Annotated in this window: 11 protein-coding genes; 10 read left to right on the top strand and 1 reads right to left on the bottom strand. The window is 46.8% G+C overall.

Annotated features, from left to right (window positions below; translation table 11 throughout):
• The first annotated feature begins 144 nt into the window (after nt 1-144).
• The 10 genes from VM802_RS16855 to ftsZ all read left to right on the top strand — a co-directional run bounded on the left by VM802_RS16855 (nt 145) and on the right by ftsZ (nt 14,783).
• Complete coding sequence (locus tag VM802_RS16855) at nt 145-2,250, top strand: PASTA domain-containing penicillin-binding protein (protein ID WP_325532571.1); 2,106 nt, start codon at nt 145-147, stop codon at nt 2,248-2,250.
• The gene (locus VM802_RS16850) at nt 2,251-3,717 is read left to right on the top strand and encodes a UDP-N-acetylmuramoyl-L-alanyl-D-glutamate--2,6-diaminopimelate ligase (RefSeq protein WP_325532569.1); all 1,467 of its coding nucleotides are present in this window, start codon (nt 2,251-2,253) and stop codon (nt 3,715-3,717) included.
• 92 nt (nt 3,718-3,809) lie between these two features.
• Nucleotides 3,810-5,069, top strand: coding sequence for a phospho-N-acetylmuramoyl-pentapeptide-transferase (mraY, locus tag VM802_RS16845; RefSeq protein WP_325532567.1), 1,260 nt, complete (start codon nt 3,810-3,812; stop codon nt 5,067-5,069).
• A 34-nt stretch (nt 5,070-5,103) separates the two neighbouring features.
• Nucleotides 5,104-6,444 carry a UDP-N-acetylmuramoyl-L-alanine--D-glutamate ligase gene (murD, locus tag VM802_RS16840; protein ID WP_325532565.1) on the top strand — a complete coding sequence of 447 codons (1,341 nt, stop codon included), beginning with the start codon at nt 5,104-5,106 and terminating at the stop codon, nt 6,442-6,444.
• Between the two features lie 57 nt (nt 6,445-6,501).
• Nucleotides 6,502-7,701, top strand: coding sequence for an FtsW/RodA/SpoVE family cell cycle protein (locus tag VM802_RS16835; RefSeq protein WP_325532563.1), 1,200 nt, complete (start codon nt 6,502-6,504; stop codon nt 7,699-7,701).
• Between the two features lie 41 nt (nt 7,702-7,742).
• Nucleotides 7,743-8,834: an undecaprenyldiphospho-muramoylpentapeptide beta-N-acetylglucosaminyltransferase gene (gene murG, locus VM802_RS16830; RefSeq protein ID WP_325532561.1), complete on the top strand. Its 1,092-nt coding sequence runs from the start codon at nt 7,743-7,745 to the stop codon at nt 8,832-8,834.
• A 23-nt stretch (nt 8,835-8,857) separates the two neighbouring features.
• Nucleotides 8,858-10,207 carry a UDP-N-acetylmuramate--L-alanine ligase gene (murC, locus tag VM802_RS16825; protein WP_325532560.1) on the top strand — a complete coding sequence of 450 codons (1,350 nt, stop codon included), beginning with the start codon at nt 8,858-8,860 and terminating at the stop codon, nt 10,205-10,207.
• Between the two features lie 71 nt (nt 10,208-10,278).
• The gene (locus VM802_RS16820; protein WP_325532558.1) at nt 10,279-11,370 is read left to right on the top strand and encodes a cell division protein FtsQ/DivIB; all 1,092 of its coding nucleotides are present in this window, start codon (nt 10,279-10,281) and stop codon (nt 11,368-11,370) included.
• Nucleotides 11,367-12,770 carry a cell division protein FtsA gene (ftsA, locus tag VM802_RS16815; protein ID WP_325532556.1) on the top strand — a complete coding sequence of 468 codons (1,404 nt, stop codon included), beginning with the start codon at nt 11,367-11,369 and terminating at the stop codon, nt 12,768-12,770. Before VM802_RS16820 ends, ftsA begins: the two co-directional genes overlap by 4 nt.
• A gap of 177 nt (nt 12,771-12,947) precedes the next feature.
• A complete protein-coding gene (gene ftsZ / locus VM802_RS16810; RefSeq protein WP_325532554.1) occupies nt 12,948-14,783 on the top strand; it encodes a cell division protein FtsZ in 1,836 nt (611 codons plus the stop codon).
• A 107-nt stretch (nt 14,784-14,890) separates the two neighbouring features.
• On the opposite strand, the gene VM802_RS16805 is transcribed toward ftsZ, so the two are convergent.
• Entirely contained in the window at nt 14,891-16,648 is a 1,758-nt protein-coding gene (locus VM802_RS16805) for a DUF4091 domain-containing protein (RefSeq protein WP_325532553.1), read from the bottom strand.
• Between the last annotated feature and the right edge of the window lie 36 nt (nt 16,649-16,684).

The following is a 16,684-nucleotide window of genomic DNA, read 5'->3' as shown; positions in this document are numbered from 1 at the left end:
GCCTGAAACAAAGTCAGGACGGGGATGCTGGTAAATTAAAATGGCAAGCATCTCATATAAAACGCAGCCAGTATCAGGTATCACCTTAATAGCTTTCTGCTCCCGGTATCCGTACTGAAAGCTGAAAGCCCAAAGCTAATAGCAGTGGATGTAAAAAAGGACATATTGTGGCGAGTGTATCTGTGCCTGATAGGCATGGCGTTGTTTGGCGTTGCCATCCTCGTCAAGGTTTTTTACATCCAGAATGTTCAGGGTAGTTACTGGCGCAGCATTGCGGACAGCCTGCATACCAGTTACGTAGCCCTCGATGCTGAAAGAGGTACTATCTACTCGGAGGAAGGCAGGATGCTGTCTACTTCCATTCCGTATTTCGATATACGTGTAGATTTTGCCGCTGATGGCATCCGCGATAAAAACGGGAAGGTGTTCAAGGAAAATCTTGACTCCCTTGCCCTCAGCCTTTCCCTCCTGTTCGGCGACCGTAGTAAAGCCAACTACAAGCAGTTGTTGCAGGAAGGATATAAATCGAAAGACAGGTACTTTCTCCTTAAAAGGGACGTACCATTCAACCAGTACCAGGAAATGCGCCGTTTTCCCATGTTCAGACTGGGAAAAAACAAGGGCGGTATGATCGCTGAAACAAAAAGCAAGCGTATCAACCCCTTTAAACTGCTGGCCAACAGAACTATCGGACTGGCCCGCGAAAATTCGCAAAGCGTGGGGCTTGAAAGAACCTATAATGAATATCTGAAAGGGGTAACGGGTAAGCGACTCATGCGCCGCATTGCAGGTGGCACCTATGTTCCTGTGGAAGGTTACGATATCGAACCAGAAAACGGGCGTGACATTGTAACCACGATCGATGTGAATATGCAGGACATTGTGGAAACAGCCCTCATGAATATGATGGTACAGAATGAAGCCGTTCATGGCACCTGTATCCTCATGGAAGTGAAAACCGGGAAAATAAAAGCTATTGCCAATCTCGGCCGCCAGCCGGATGGCAACTACTGGGAAGATATGAACTATGCACTGCAGGTAGGTGAGCCAGGATCTACATTCAAGCTGGCTACGGTGATCTCAGTGCTGGAAGATAAATACGCTACCATGAACAGCATGGTAAACATGGAAGGAGGACGCTGGCAGGTAGGACGCAGAACGGTATTTGATTCCGAACCGCATCCAGGCCCGCAGAATGTGACCATCAAACATGCATTTGAGCTTAGTTCCAATGTGGGCATGGCCAAACTTGCTGTTCAGTTTTATGGCAGACAGCCCAACAACTTCGTGGCCCGCCTCAGGAAACTGAAGCTGGACCAGCCCACCGGCATAGACCTCGTGGGAGAAGGCAGACCGGTGGTGAAAAGTACCAGCTCCAAAACATGGAGCAACACTTCACTCCCATGGATGGCCTTCGGCTATGAGGTGTTGATCAGCCCACTGCAGACATGCATGCTGTATAATGCAGTGGCCAACAACGGTAAAATGATGAAGCCCTACCTCGTCAATTCCGCAATGGAGTATGGCCAGGTAGTTAAGCAGTTTGAGCCCACAGTGTTAATGGACAGTATCTGCTCCAAGAGCACATTGAAACAGGTACAGGCGATGCTGGAAGGTGTTCCCATAGACGGTACCGCTAAAAAACTGCGGTCGCCCTATTACAACTTCGCTGCTAAAACCGGTACTGCTCTCGTGGCAAACGGCAACCGTGGCTATGCGGATAAAATATACCAGTCGTCATTCGCGGGTTATTTCCCGGCCAATGACCCGCAATACACCTGCGTGGTAGTCATCAGGAACAAACCGCACGCTTTGCGTTTTTATGGCGCTAACGTTGCGGGTCCTGTGTTCAGGGAGGTGGCCGATAAACTCTACGCCATCGCTGTAGAAAAACAGAAGCCGCTGCAGTCCAATGTTCAGCTGGACAGTCTCCTGGCACTGAAGAATGGTAAAGGTGGTGAATGGAAACAGATCCTCAAGACCCTTCAGCTGCCCTGGAACGGTACTGTGGCCAACAACAGCTGGGTAAGCGCTAAAGTGACCAACAGAAAAGTAACCTTCGAACAGGTTATCCAGGGCAAAGGCGCGGTACCGGATGTAACAGGAATGGGGCTCAAAGATGCGCTGTACCTGCTCGAAAACGCAGGGCTGCGCGTAGTGGTAAAAGGAGCCGGGAAAGTGAAAGTACAATCACTCCCAGGTGGTTCCAGGATAGGAAATGAACAAACAATCGTAATAGAACTGAGCTAGATGAAGAAGCTGCGCGACATATTGTATAATGTAAGCATGACGGCCGTTCATGGTAACACAGATGTTACAGTGAATACGCTCTGTACTGATTCCCGTGCCGTAGCACAGGGAGATGCTTTCATTGCAGTGAAAGGAGTACATGCGGATGGTCACCAATACATCGATAAGGCCATTGCACAAGGGGCTGCAGCCATTATTTGCGAAATACTGCCGGAACAACTGACCGATAATGTTTGCTATGTGCAGACAGAAAACAGTGCGGCGGCCAGTGGTATCATGGCTGGAAATTACTATGACAATCCATCGCACAAAATGCAACTGGTAGGCGTTACCGGTACCAATGGTAAAACCACCATCGCCACACTGCTGTTCCGTCTGTTCACCAAACTCGGTTATCAGTGCGGTTTATTGTCTACCGTACAAAATCAGATAGGCGACACTGTTATACCGGCCACACATACCACTCCTGACCCTATCAGTCTCAATGCTCTGCTGGCGAAGATGTTGGACGAAGGTTGCGTGTATGCGTTCATGGAAGTCAGTTCTCACGCAGTTCATCAGCAACGTATTGCCGGATTGAAATTCGCAGGAGGCATCTTCAGTAATATTACACACGATCACCTGGATTATCACAAGACATTTGACGAATACATCCGCGTGAAGAAATCGTTCTTTGATCATCTTCCTGCTACGGCATTTGCCCTCACCAATATCGACGATAAACGGGGCAATGTGATGCTGCAGAATACCAAGGCGCGGAAGGCTACCTACAGTTTGCATACACTGGCAGACTTTAAAGGCAAGATCCTGGAAAACAACCTGACCGGTCTGATCATGCAAGTAGGTGATACCGAGGTTCATTTCCGGCTTATCGGTGAATTCAATGCCTACAATCTGCTGGCAGTATACGGTGCGGCCACATTGCTGGGAATCAATAAAACCGAAGTATTGCAGGTGCTCAGCAACATACAGGGTGCAGAAGGGCGCTTTGATTACATCGTGTCGGACAACGACAAGATCATTGCTATCGTGGACTATGCACATACGCCGGATGCATTGAAAAATGTACTGGCCACTATTAAAAACCTGCGCAAAGGCAACGAACAGGTGATCACCGTAGTTGGCTGCGGCGGAGACAGAGATACGGCCAAAAGGCCCGTGATGGCAGATGTAGCTGCGGAAAGCAGTGACCGCGTCATCTTCACTTCAGACAATCCCCGCTCAGAAGATCCAGCGGAGATTATTCATGAAATGGAAGCTGGCGTGCCTGTTCATCTCAAAAAGAAAGTATTGTCCATCACTGACAGGAAAGAAGCGATTAAAACCGCACTGACCCTGGCCAATAAAGAGGACATCATCCTCGTGGCCGGTAAAGGACATGAAAAATACCAGGATATCAAAGGGGTAAAACATCCTTTTGATGATAAGCAGGTGTTGCTGGACATGATGAAGTTGATGCAAAAATAGTTTTCTGAAGGAACGGATTGTACTTAATAACTCAATGACTTAACAACCGGATATCCGCACTGGGCGGGGTGTCTAGGTTACGACTAAAACATATGTTATATTATTTTTTAAATTACCTGAAAACAGAATTTAAGATCAGCGTCATCGGCGGTGGTATGTTCCAGTTTATCACCTTCCGTGTAACGATGGCTTTACTGCTGTCGCTCGTGATCTCTTTGTTGTTAGGTAAGCGTATTATTAAACTCCTGCAGCGTAAACAGATCGGTGAAACCATCCGTGAGCTGGGTCTTCAGGGAGAAAACAGCAAAAAAGGAACTCCAACTATGGGTGGCCTCATTATACTGGCTGCCATCATCATACCGACTTTACTCTTCGCACAGGTAGCCAATGTGTATATCTGGCTGGTTCTGTTATGTACTGTATGGCTGGGTCTCATTGGCTTTGTGGATGATTACATCAAAGTGTTCAAGAAAAATAAAGAAGGCCTGGCAGGCAGATTTAAAATACTTGGTCAGATCGGACTTGGCCTGATTGTGGGTTCCACCCTCTACTTTAATACAGATGTGGTGGTTTCCCGTGAGGTAATGGGCGCCAAACCGCTCGCACCCTACGAAAGACAGATGCTGAACCATCCGGAGCGCGTTACAAGGGATGGTCACCGGTTTGTGGATGTAAAAACACCCATCACGACCATTCCATTTGTAAAGAACCATGAGTTCAATTATTCCAAACTGATTTCATGGATCCCCGGAGCAGAAAAATATACGTTCGTCATCTACATACTGATCGTCATCTTTATTATCACCGCCGTATCCAACGGCGCAAATATAACGGACGGACTAGATGGACTTGCAACGGGCGTGTCGGGCATAATTGGATTATGTCTCGGCATTTTTGCTTATGTATCGGGCAACATTCAGTTTGCGGAATATCTGAATATCATGTATATCCCCAACCTGGGTGAGTTGTCTATTTTCATTGCAGCCTTTGTTGGAGCATGTGTGGGCTTCCTCTGGTACAATGCTTATCCAGCACAGGTTTTCATGGGTGATACCGGTAGTCTGGCGCTGGGAGGTATCATTGCTGCGTTGGCGTTTATTGTACGCAAGGAACTGCTGATCCCTATTTTCTGCGGTGTATTCCTGGTAGAGTTGTTGTCTGTGATGGTACAGGTATCCTACTTCAAGTATACCAAGAAGAAATATGGAGAAGGCAGGCGTATTCTGAAAATGTCGCCCCTTCATCACCATTACCAGAAGACCGGGTATCACGAAAGTAAAATATCCGTAAGGTTCTGGATTGTAACCGTGATTTGTGTGGTGTTTGCGATTGCAACACTGAAAATGAGATAATCAATTTTAAAACTAACAGATAAGTATATACGAAATGGCAAATAAGATCATCATACTTGGTGCAGGTGAAAGCGGAATAGGAGCAGCCTTGCTGGCAAAACAGCAGGGGTATGATGTTTTCGTATCTGATGGCAGCGTAATAAAAGACAATTATAAACAGGAACTCGCGGTAAACCACATCTCTTTTGAAGAAGGTCATCACTCCTGGGATGTTATACTGGCGGCGGACGAAATTGTAAAGAGCCCCGGTATACCTGAGAAATCAGAGCTGATGCAAAAGGTACGCGCAAAGGGCATACCCGTTATCTCCGAAATAGAGTTGGCCTACCGTTTCTCGAAAGGTAAAAAGATTATTGCCATCACTGGCAGCAACGGCAAAAGTACGACCACTGCCCTCACCTACCACATCTTCAAAACCGCAGGACTGGATGTGGCGATGGTAGGTAACATTGGCGTCAGCTATGCCAGACAGGTGGCCACCGCTCCGGCGGAGTATTATGTGATTGAAATCAGCAGCTTTCAGCTGGATGACATTAAGGAATTCAAACCCGATGTGGCCATCCTCCTGAACATCACGCCTGATCACCTGGACCGCTACGATTACAAAATGGAAAACTACGTAGCCTCCAAATTCAGGATCGCCATGAACCAAACGAAGGAAGATTTCTTTGTGTACTGCATGGACGACCCTGAGATCATGCGGCATTTGGAAAAGCAACCCATTTATTCAGCATTAATACCTTTTACCATCATGAAACCACTGAAAGAAGGCGGCTTTATTGCTAACGACCAGGTGCACATCGAGGTCGATGGGGAACCGGTTATCATGTCGATGTACGACCTATCTCTGAAGGGAAAACACAATTTATATAATTCGATGGCAGCAGGAATCGCAGGACGAACTATGGATATTCGGAAGGAAATGATCCGTGAGAGCCTCACTTCCTTCAAAAGCCTGGAGCATCGGATGGAATATGTGGCCACGGTGAAAGGCGTGGACTTTATCAATGACAGCAAAGCCACCAATGTAAACTCCGTATGGTTTGCACTGGAGAGCTTTGACAGGCCCATCGTTCTGATCATGGGCGGTGTTGACAAGGGCAATGATTACAGCGCGATACGCGACCTCGTAAAAGAAAAGGTGAAAGCCATTATCTGCCTTGGAGTGGATAACAAACCCATCTTCGATGCATTGTCAAAAGATACGCCGGTGATGGTCAACACCACCAGTATGCAAGACGCCGTGCAAGAGGCTTTCAAACAGTCGGAAAAAGGCGATATCGTCATGCTGTCGCCCGCATGCGCCAGCTTCGACCTGTTTAAGAATTACGAAGACAGGGGACGCAAGTTCAAAGATGCAGTGAAGCAGTTGTAAGTGAGGGAATAATGACTGAATGAAAGGGAATAAAAATATTTTGAATCAATAACAACTATGGACGGTTTGCTCTATAAAACAAAAGGCGACAAGGTCATCTGGACGATAGTGGTTTTCCTATCGCTGGTGAGCCTCATGGCCGTGTATAGCGCTACCGGCTCACTTGCCTACCGCGAACGCGGCGGCCATACGGAGTATTATCTCCTGAAGCAGCTGTCGGTACTTGCAATGGGCATACTGATCATCTATTTTGCACATCGCGTGAATTATACCATTTATTCCCGTGTGGCGCAGATAGGTTTCCTGATATCTATACCCTTGCTGGTATATACACTGGCTTTCGGTTCGCATATCAATGATGCCAGCAGATGGATCAGGCTTCCGATACTCAACCTTACCTTTCAGACATCGGATGTGGCCAAACTCGCCATATTCATGTATGTAAGCAGGCAGTTATCGAGAAGGCAACATGTGATCAACGATTTCAAAAAGGGTTTTCTGCCCATCATTATCCCGGTAGGCATCATCTGCGTACTGATCATGCCGGCAAACATGAGTACTGCACTATTGCTGATGGCCAGCTGTATGCTGCTCTGTTTCATCGGCAGGGTACCTGTAAGGTTCCTTGCGTCAATGGTGGCTGCAGGTTTGGCACTGGTAGTATTGCTCTTCATGGTGGCCAGTCTTACCGGAATGGAAATGCGTACTAAAACATGGCAGAAGCGTATCGACAGTTTCGTCCATGATGATCACACTGAAATACCTTATCAGGTGCAGCAGGCCAATATAGCGATTGCTGGTGGCGGCTTCCTCGGTAAAGGTCCTGGAAACAGCACGCAGCGCAACTTTCTGCCGCATGCTTATTCGGATTATATCTACGCAACGATCATTGAAGAATACGGTATGTTCGGTGCATTCCTGATACTGGCGGCTTATATGCTGTTGCTTTTACGAAGTATCAGGATATACAGGCGATGTCCTTATGCCTTTGGCGCCTTCCTGGCAGTAGGGCTTAGCGTCACGCTGGTGATACAGGCGCTTACCAATATGGCGGTAAATGTGCACCTGTTTCCGGTTACCGGGGTAACTCTTCCGTTAGTGAGTATGGGTGGTTCTTCTGTGTTGTTCACCAGTATGGCCATCGGTATCATATTGAGCGTGGCCCGCAATGTGGAAGAGATGGAAGGTAAGCAGGCTGAGAAAGAGCGGCTGGAGAGAGTAATGGCCAATGCAGAAAACAATGCAATGGCATCATAACTGAAACGATTAAACTAAAAAACTAAAAGCTGAAAATATACATGCAACGCAAAGTGATCATAGCAGGTGGCGGCACGGGAGGACACATCTTCCCGGCGATAGCAATTGCGAATGCATTGAAGAAAATAAATCCGGATACCGACATTCTTTTTGTGGGCGCTATCGGTAAAATGGAGATGGAGAAAGTGCCGCAGGCCGGCTACCCCATCGAAGGGCTGGAAATCGCAGGATTCAACCGCAGCAATATCTTTAAAAACATACTGCTGCCCTGGAAGATCTTAAAAAGCCTGCGCCGCGCAAAGGCCATTCTGCAACAGTTTCAGCCGGATGTAGTGGTGGGTGTGGGAGGATACGCCAGTTTTCCGATGTTGAAAAGAGCACAAAAGGAAGGCATTCCCACCCTGATACAGGAGCAGAATTCATTTGCCGGCAAAACCAATAAAATACTGGGCCGTAACGCGAAAAAGATATGTGTGGCATATGATGGTATGGACAAGTTCTTTCCAGCAGATAAGATTGTTTTCACGGGCAATCCTGTGAGGAACAATATCACACAGTCTGCCGTAACGAAGAACGACGCACTACAATACTTCGGCCTCAGTAATAAGAAGCGAACCATCTTCGCTGTAGGCGGCAGTCTTGGTGCAAAGTCTATCAACGAGGCGCTGGTGTCTTTACTGCCGGCGATCGTGGAGAAAGATCTGCAGCTGATCTGGCAGACAGGCAAGCCTTTCTACGAACAGGCTAAAGCTGCGGCGGCACCTTATGCAGACAATATCAAAGTACATGAGTTCATCAACGTGATGGACTTCGCCTACAAAGCTGCTGATGTGGTATTGTCGCGCGCCGGCGCACTGGCTATTGCCGAACTATGTGTAGTGAAGAAGCCGGTGATCTTTGTACCGTATCCTTTCGCTGCTGAAGACCATCAGACATCCAACGCGATGAACCTGGTGAATAAAAATGCAGGGCTGATCATTAGAGATGATGCGGTAAGGAACGAATTGGGCAATGTTCTCTTCAGTCTATTACAAAACAGGGCGCTGATGGAACAACTCGAGCAGAAAATAGGCACGCTGGGAAATCCAAATGCCGATATGGTCATAGCAAAAGAAGTACTTGGAATTATTTAGATATTTTTTGAGAGAAGATTAACATGGATCTGAACAACATACAAAGGGTTTATTTTATAGGCATCGGCGGTATCGGAATGAGCGCCATTGCACGCTTTTTCAATGAGAAAGGCGTGAAAGTGAGTGGCTATGACCGTACTGCAACAGCGCTCACCAGGCAGCTGGAGGCCGAAGGTATGCAGATCCACTACACGGATGATGTAAATGCGATAGACAAGGATGCTAACCTTGTTGTATATACACCGGCGATACCTGCCACACAAACCGAATTGCAATGGTATCGCAACAACGGTTATGAAGTAGTGAAACGCAGCGATGTGTTACAGGAAATTACGCGTGCCCTGTTCGCCATCACTGTAGCAGGCACGCATGGTAAAACCACCGTGTCTACCATGATCGCGCATTTGCTTACTGCCAGCGGTTATGGCTGTAATGCTTTCCTTGGAGGCATCAGCGTTAACTATGACAGGAACTTCTGGAGCAGCGGCAGACAGGTAGCAGTAATTGAAGCGGATGAATATGATCGCTCTTTCCTGAAATTAAGTCCGGATATAGCGGTACTCACTGCAATGGATGCAGATCACCTCGACATATACGGTACAGCGGAGGCAATGGAAGAAGCATTTATCCAATATACGCACAACATAAAGCCCAATGGCACGCTGATTGCTAAGTTCGGTCTGCATCGCGGAAATGAGCTGAAAGCAGACAACAAACTGCTCTATAGTTTACAAAATGATGCCGCTGATGCATATGCTGCCAATATCCGAATGATCAACGGCGGATATGAGTTTGACGTGATGCATAAAGACTGGATGATTGACAATCTCCACTTGCAGCTGGGCGGTATGCACAATGTGGAAAACGCGGTGGCAGCCATTACGGTGGCCCATCTGTTAGGAATCAGCGCAGAGGGAATCAGAGCAGCAGTTGCCAGTTTCAAAGGCATCAAAAGGAGATTTGAGTACATAATCAAAAATGATCATCAGGTATATATCGATGATTATGCGCATCACCCGGAAGAGTTGCGCGCATTGATCACCAGCGCAAAAGCCTTGTTTCCAGGAAAGAAGTGCACGGTAATATTCCAGCCTCATCTCTTTACACGCACCCGCGATCTGGCCGATGGTTTTGCTGAAAGCCTTTCACTCGCGGATGATGTAATCCTCCTTCCGATATATCCTGCGCGTGAGTTGCCCATCGAAGGAGTAACAAGTGAACTGCTGGCGAAGAGAATTACTGTACCAGTGCAAATCATGCAGAAAGAAGAGGTACTGGACTGGCTGAAGAAAAATCATGTGCCGCTGCTGATTACCGCTGGTGCAGGAGATATTGATCAGTTAAAAGATCCGATTAGTCATCTTCTTAAATAATTCAGCAAAAAATAAAAAAAAAGAAAACACAATCAGTAACTAATACGTAAGTAAAAAAATAAAGAAATAAAATGTCTACATCCGTTACTGTATTCAAAAAGCTTGCTTCCGTTCTCCTCTGGGGATTGGCGCTGACAGGCTTTGTGATACTTCTGGTAGCGGCAGGCAGAGATAAAGATGCAGGCATTTGTAAGCGCATACAGGTGAAGTTTGAAGGAAGAGACGATAATTTCTTTATTGAACCGAAGGATATAAAGTCTCTGATAACGAAAGATAAAAACCTGAACCCAATTGGTAAGTCTGTTGGTGAGATCAACATCAGAAAACTGGAAGAAGTGGTGGATCAGGACCCATGGGTAAAGAATTCAGAGATCTATTTCGACAGCCGCCAGGTGCTTCATATTAAAGTGACGCAGCGAGAACCGGTAGCACGTGTGTTTACCTTCTCTGGCAACAGTTTCTACCTGGATGAGTCTGCAGAAAGCATACCTGTATCTCCACGCTATACAGCCAGGGTACCGGTTTTCACGGGATTCCCCACAGATGCGGAGAAATTGCAGAAAGCAGACAGTCTGTTAACGGCGCAGGTAGTGGAATTCGGCAGCTATGTTCTGAAAGATTCTTTCTGGATGGCCCAGGTAGAACAGGTGATGATTACCGGTGATCGCAAGTTTGAATTCATTCCTAAAATTGGCGACCAGGTAATCATTTTCGGGGATGGAACGGATATCAACAAGAAGTTTACGAAGCTGCTGGCTTTTTATAGAGACGGATTAAACAAAGTAGGATGGAGTAGTTATACGCACATCAACATTGCATTTGAAAATGAAGTGGTGTGCACCCGGAAAGATGGAGTACCTCCCCTGCAACCGCCCATTCAGCGCGACAGCCTGAAGTTGCCGGCAGCAGATGAGCCGCCCATCGCAGACAGCGAAGAGCCGGAGAAAGCGCCAGAAAACGCTGCGCCCCCATCGGCACCCGCAAAACCTGTATCGAAACCGGCCGTAAAACCGCCGGCAGCGGCAAAACCAAAGGCCAAAGCGCATACAGCAACAAAAGTGAAAAAAGAAAAAGCAGCAGAGACGCCCAGGCAACAACCTAAAGCAGTGTATAAGCCAGGGAATAAATCTGTTCACACATCAAAAAAACAAAACACGCCATGAATCAGGAAGCTCCCATCATTGTAGGTCTCGACATTGGAACTACGAAGATTGCTGCCATAGCAGGAAGGAAGAATGAATACGGGAAACTGGAAATCCTGGGATTCGGTAAAGCTACATCGTTTGGGGTGCAGCACGGTATGGTGCTGAACATCGATCAAACCATCAAGGCTATCCGGCAAGCGCTGGAGAATTGTTATGCATCCAACCCCAACCTGGAGATTAACGAAGTATATGTTGGCATTGCCGGTCACCATATCAAGAGTTTGCAAACCCGAGGTGATATTGTACGCAACGATACCGAAGCGGAAATATCCCAGAAAGACATTGATCAGCTGATTAATGATCAGTACAAAACCGTTATACCTGCCAGCGATCAGATCATCGATGTGATCCCGCAGCAATATATAGTGGACAGTCTGCAGAATATCACCTATCCCATCGGGATGTCTGGTGTGAAGGTGGGTGCAAACTTCCATATCATCACCGGCGATAAGAACGCCATCCGCAACATCAACCGCAGCGTGGAAAAATCAGGACTGAAGATCCGCGACCTGGTACTTCAGCCATTGGCTTCCGCCGCAGCTGTTATGTGTGATATGGACTTCGAAGCAGGTGTAGCCATCGTTGATATAGGCGGCGGAACCACCGACCTGGCTGTATTCTACGAAGGTATTCTCAAACATACCGCTGTGATTCCTTACGGTGGTGAGAACATTACCAACGACATCAAAAACGGTCTTGGTGTATTGAAAACACAGGCCGAACAGATGAAGGTACAATTCGGTTATGCACTCGCAGATGAAGCGAAAAGTAACGCTTATATCACTATACCAGGTTTACGCGGACAGAGCCCGAAAGAGATCTCCGTAAAAAATCTGGCACATATTATCCAGGCCCGAATGAGTGAAATACTCGACTTCGTAGTATATCATCTCAAACAGATCGGTATGGATAACAAAATGTTGAATGGTGGCATTATCCTCACTGGTGGCGGATCTCAGCTGAAACACCTGATACAGCTGACAGAATATACTACCGGCGCCAGCGCACGTATCGGCTTCCCGAACGAGCACCTGGCGAGCGGGCATATCGACGAACTTACCAAACCTATGTATGCTACCTGCATCGGTTTGATACTGAAAGGATATAATGATTATGAAAACGACCGTAAAACACTGGAAGAAAACTATGTAAAGATCAATACAAGCTATCTGGCCAAAGAGCAGGCCTCCAAAACGTTTTCACAGCCTGAAGAATGGATCGAAGACAACACTCCTTCTTCCCAGGAAGTGCAGGATAGAAAAGCAAAAGAAAGAAATGCATCCCTGAAAAATTTCCTGGATAAAATGAAAACGAAGATCATTGATATGTTTACAGAAGAAGAAGATGCTAAACTGTAAATGTTAAATGGCGCAATTGTTGTGAACAGCAAACGTTTATTATATCATAATAAGAATTAAGCAACGATAACTAATAATGAAAGGATGATGAACCATAATAACAGTAAAGCATATACACACTTAATTCTTAATAGTTCATTATTAACTTATCGTACTAACCCATAAAAGTATAGAGTCATGATACATTTTGATCTTCCTAAGGAAAAATCTTCTATCATTAAAGTCATCGGGATCGGTGGTGGTGGAAGTAATGCGGTGAATCATATGTATAACCAGCACATTGAGGGGGTGAACTTTATTATCTGCAATACCGATGCCCAGGCTATTGCCAACAGCCCGGTACCCAACAAAATACAGTTGGGACCACACCTGACACAGGGGCTGGGAGCAGGCGCCAATCCGGAGATCGGTAAACAGGCAACTGAAGAATCCTTTGAAGAAATCAAAAAGATACTGGAAGTAAATACCAAGATGGCTTTCATTACTGCTGGTATGGGTGGTGGCACCGGAACAGGTGGCGCTCCCATCATTGCGCGGATATGTAAAGAGCTCGGCATTCTGACCGTAGGTATCGTTACTACTCCTTTTTCTTATGAAGGTAAGAAGAGGATGTTGCAGGCAGATGAAGGCGTAAGCCGCCTGAAAGAGTATGTTGATACCCTGCTCATCATCTCCAATGATAAACTCAGACAGAAGTACGGTGATCTGAAATTCAAGGCTGCCTTCGAAAAAGCTGATAACGTGCTGGCAACTGCCGCAAAATGTATCACTGATGTGATTAACTCAACTGGTCAGATCAACGTGGACTTTGCGGATGTATGTACCGTAATGCGCAACGGCGGCGTGGCTATCCTCGGTGCTGCGATCGCTGAAGGTGAAAACCGCGCGCAGAAAGCCATCGAAGATGCGCTGACATCTCCACTGCTGAACGACAACGACATTCGTGGCGCCAAATGGATCCTTATCAACATCTCTTCTTCCGAAGGTGAATTTGAACACACACTGGATGAAATGGATATCATCCAGGCTTATGTTCAGAGCCAGGCTGGTGAAGATTGCGATGTGATCCTGGGTGTTGGCTATGATCAGGAGCTCGACAGAAAACTTGGTGTAACTATCATTGCTACGGGTTTTGAACAAAAACCCATTCAGCAGATGAAGATGGCGCCCAGCACACCTGAGCGCACTGAACCTAAAATTGTAATGCAACTGGGTAAAGATGGCGATGAAAAAAAGATGAGTGCACAGCAACAGGCGCAGGGTTTACTGTTCGCCGAACCGCAGGACCTTATGGCACCCCGCCTGATGGAGCCGGTAGTAACGCACCCTGAACCTGCTAATAACTATCATCAGCCGCAGCAACAGGTTACTCCTCAACAGCCCATAGGCCCCGCACGCCAGAACTATGTGCTGAACGTACAGCAGGTGCCTGTACAGCCACAACCGCAGCCGCAGCAACAGCCACAACAGCTTACACCTGAACAGCAGTACATTCAGCAGCAACAGCAGATACAGCAACAGGTACAGCAGCAAATGCAACAGCAGCAGATACAACAACAGGTGCAGACTAATGTAAATGTTATTCAGCCGCAATCCGGAAGCGCTGCCGGTGGCTATCTTAACAGGCCTGCACATATCTACGTGGAGCCAGGTACTAATACCCCTCCGCCAGAAATGAAAATGGTATACCGGGAAGAAGAAAATAACAACAACCCGATGCCACCGGATGTTCCTATGCAGCATTCTTACGAAGAGCTGGAAGAACAGAAGCGTAAACAGGCTGAAAGAGTTGCTAAACTGCGCAGCATCAGTTTCAATGTGAAGAATATGGATAACAATACGGAAATTGAAAATGTTCCTGCATATCTCCGCCGCAACGTAAACCTTGACAACGGCGCAGGGTCTGCTGAACATTTCTATTCCAACTACACTGTAACCGGCGAACCGGGACAGAATAATCCTACAGAGATAAACACTATCAATACATTCTTAGATGGGAAAAAGCCCGATTGATGAATTAGAATTTTTCCATTCGGACATTTGATTGTTTTTTAGTTGTGTTAAAAAAAAATCCTCCGGTTCCCCGGAGGATTTTTTATTTATAATGATAATTATTCTCTTTACAACTCATTGAGGATCTGCTTAGCCTCTCCCAGCATTGTTGCTGCCGGTGTGGTTTTCAGCGCCTTCAACTCAAAAGGGGCCAGCATCTTGTTGAGTTTCTCCAAGGCGGCAGTATTGTTTGCTTTCGTGAAAGCAGCTCTTAAAATTCTGATCTTCTCGAAATCCTGTACACCTTCAACCAGTCTTTCAAACCTGATAGAAGATCTTGGTCCCGGATATACGAAATAAGTGTCTCCTGCCGCCCAGCTACGGAAACGAGAATCTTCCAGTGGACGTTCTACCCAGCAATTGTAGGCCCAGCGCAGGTATCCAGTATATCCTTCTGCAGCTGCATACCAGCCCATCCACGCCGCTTCTGCTGGTGGTGAGAAAGTAAAAGTATTGGGAAATCCTTCGTGGCAGTAAGTATAAAAAGTAGTGGGCAATCCTTTTGTTACCCTGGCTTTCATTACATCATCAGGATATCGTTCTTCGGATGCGATGCAATAATCGTAGATCTCATCAGCGATTGGTGCATGGTAGCTACCCGCCAGCGACACCTTGAAATCCTTGTCTGCCTTACGAATCACAGCCAACGCATGTTTCATATCTTCCATCGGGCGTTCATCCATGGCGATAGCAGTGATGTTGAACCAGCCTTTAGCTTTCAGGTGTTTTACAAAGTCGTTGAGCATTGGTTGCCAGTGTGCCGTATATTCCGGCGTACCAGGCTTTGCAATGATGAAAGTGTCTTTCGCTGCGGCTTCATCGTAGTAATAGAATTTCAGGTTCCAGGGAATCATGCTGTAGCAGTTGATCTCCTTACGTATGCCCAGGTCCATCATGAACTGCACCCATTTGTCGAACACGCTGTAGTCATATTCCCAGTTGCCGTTCTTTTTCTTTGTCCATTTTACTGTGGAGCTATAAATATCCTGTGTCTGTCTGTTCCAGGGATCATATATGATGGCGGCTGTAATTACTTTCTGTCCTGCATCCGCCAGCATTTTCATGTATGGCTTCATAGCCTTGAAGTGCTCATCGCTCCAGGGTTTCAAGTTATACACCCTTGCAACGGCATCGGGACTTTGCCACAGATCGAGATGAAACTGCCAGTCTTTAGGAGCTGGTAGCGAGCGCTCTATAACTTCTACTTCATAAGGCAGGCTGACAGCCGTAGTGTTGGTTTTTATCTGCACGGCACCTTTGTACCGGCCCGCCGGTGTATTGGCAGGTACTTGTATGCTGAGCCATACAGGTTGTGTGGTATTGGCTGTGAGGTCTTTTTTCCGGATGATGTCAATACCATCTGCCGCAAGAGATGAGTCAAAATCTTTTGCTTTACGGTAGCCACAACCGGTACCATCTTTATTCAGTTCGTCGGTCATGACATATCTTACAAAGCCGGTGGAAATAGCATCAGTGGCTATTTTCTGGCCTTTGCTATTTTGCAGCGGAGTAGTATGAATGCTGAGATCAGTGCTGGCAGTGTTGCTCCAGACAACGAGCTGGGTATGTATCCTTTCACCTTTCCAGGCTTTGGCATTCCAGCTTTGAGTAAGTGCATTTGCATCGGGCGCATTTCTTTTTTCGTAACGGGTGTCGGCAGTACCGAACGCTGCGCGGAGCTGGTTTCCTTTTACGGCTTCCCAGGATGCTTTGTTAACGGGCTTAGGATCGGGTAATTCCTTGTAATCGCTTGCCGGAGAGGTCTGCGCCCATAAGTTTTGTTGCAGTGCCAGTAATACCAGCACGCCAAAAATTTTGTTCACCATATAGTATGTATTCTGAGATTTCGTTACTAGCTTTTT

The organism is Chitinophaga sp. (assembly GCF_035538455.1).
Taxonomy (GTDB): domain Bacteria; phylum Bacteroidota; class Bacteroidia; order Chitinophagales; family Chitinophagaceae; genus Chitinophaga.
This window is presented reverse-complemented; position numbering and strand designations above follow the sequence as displayed.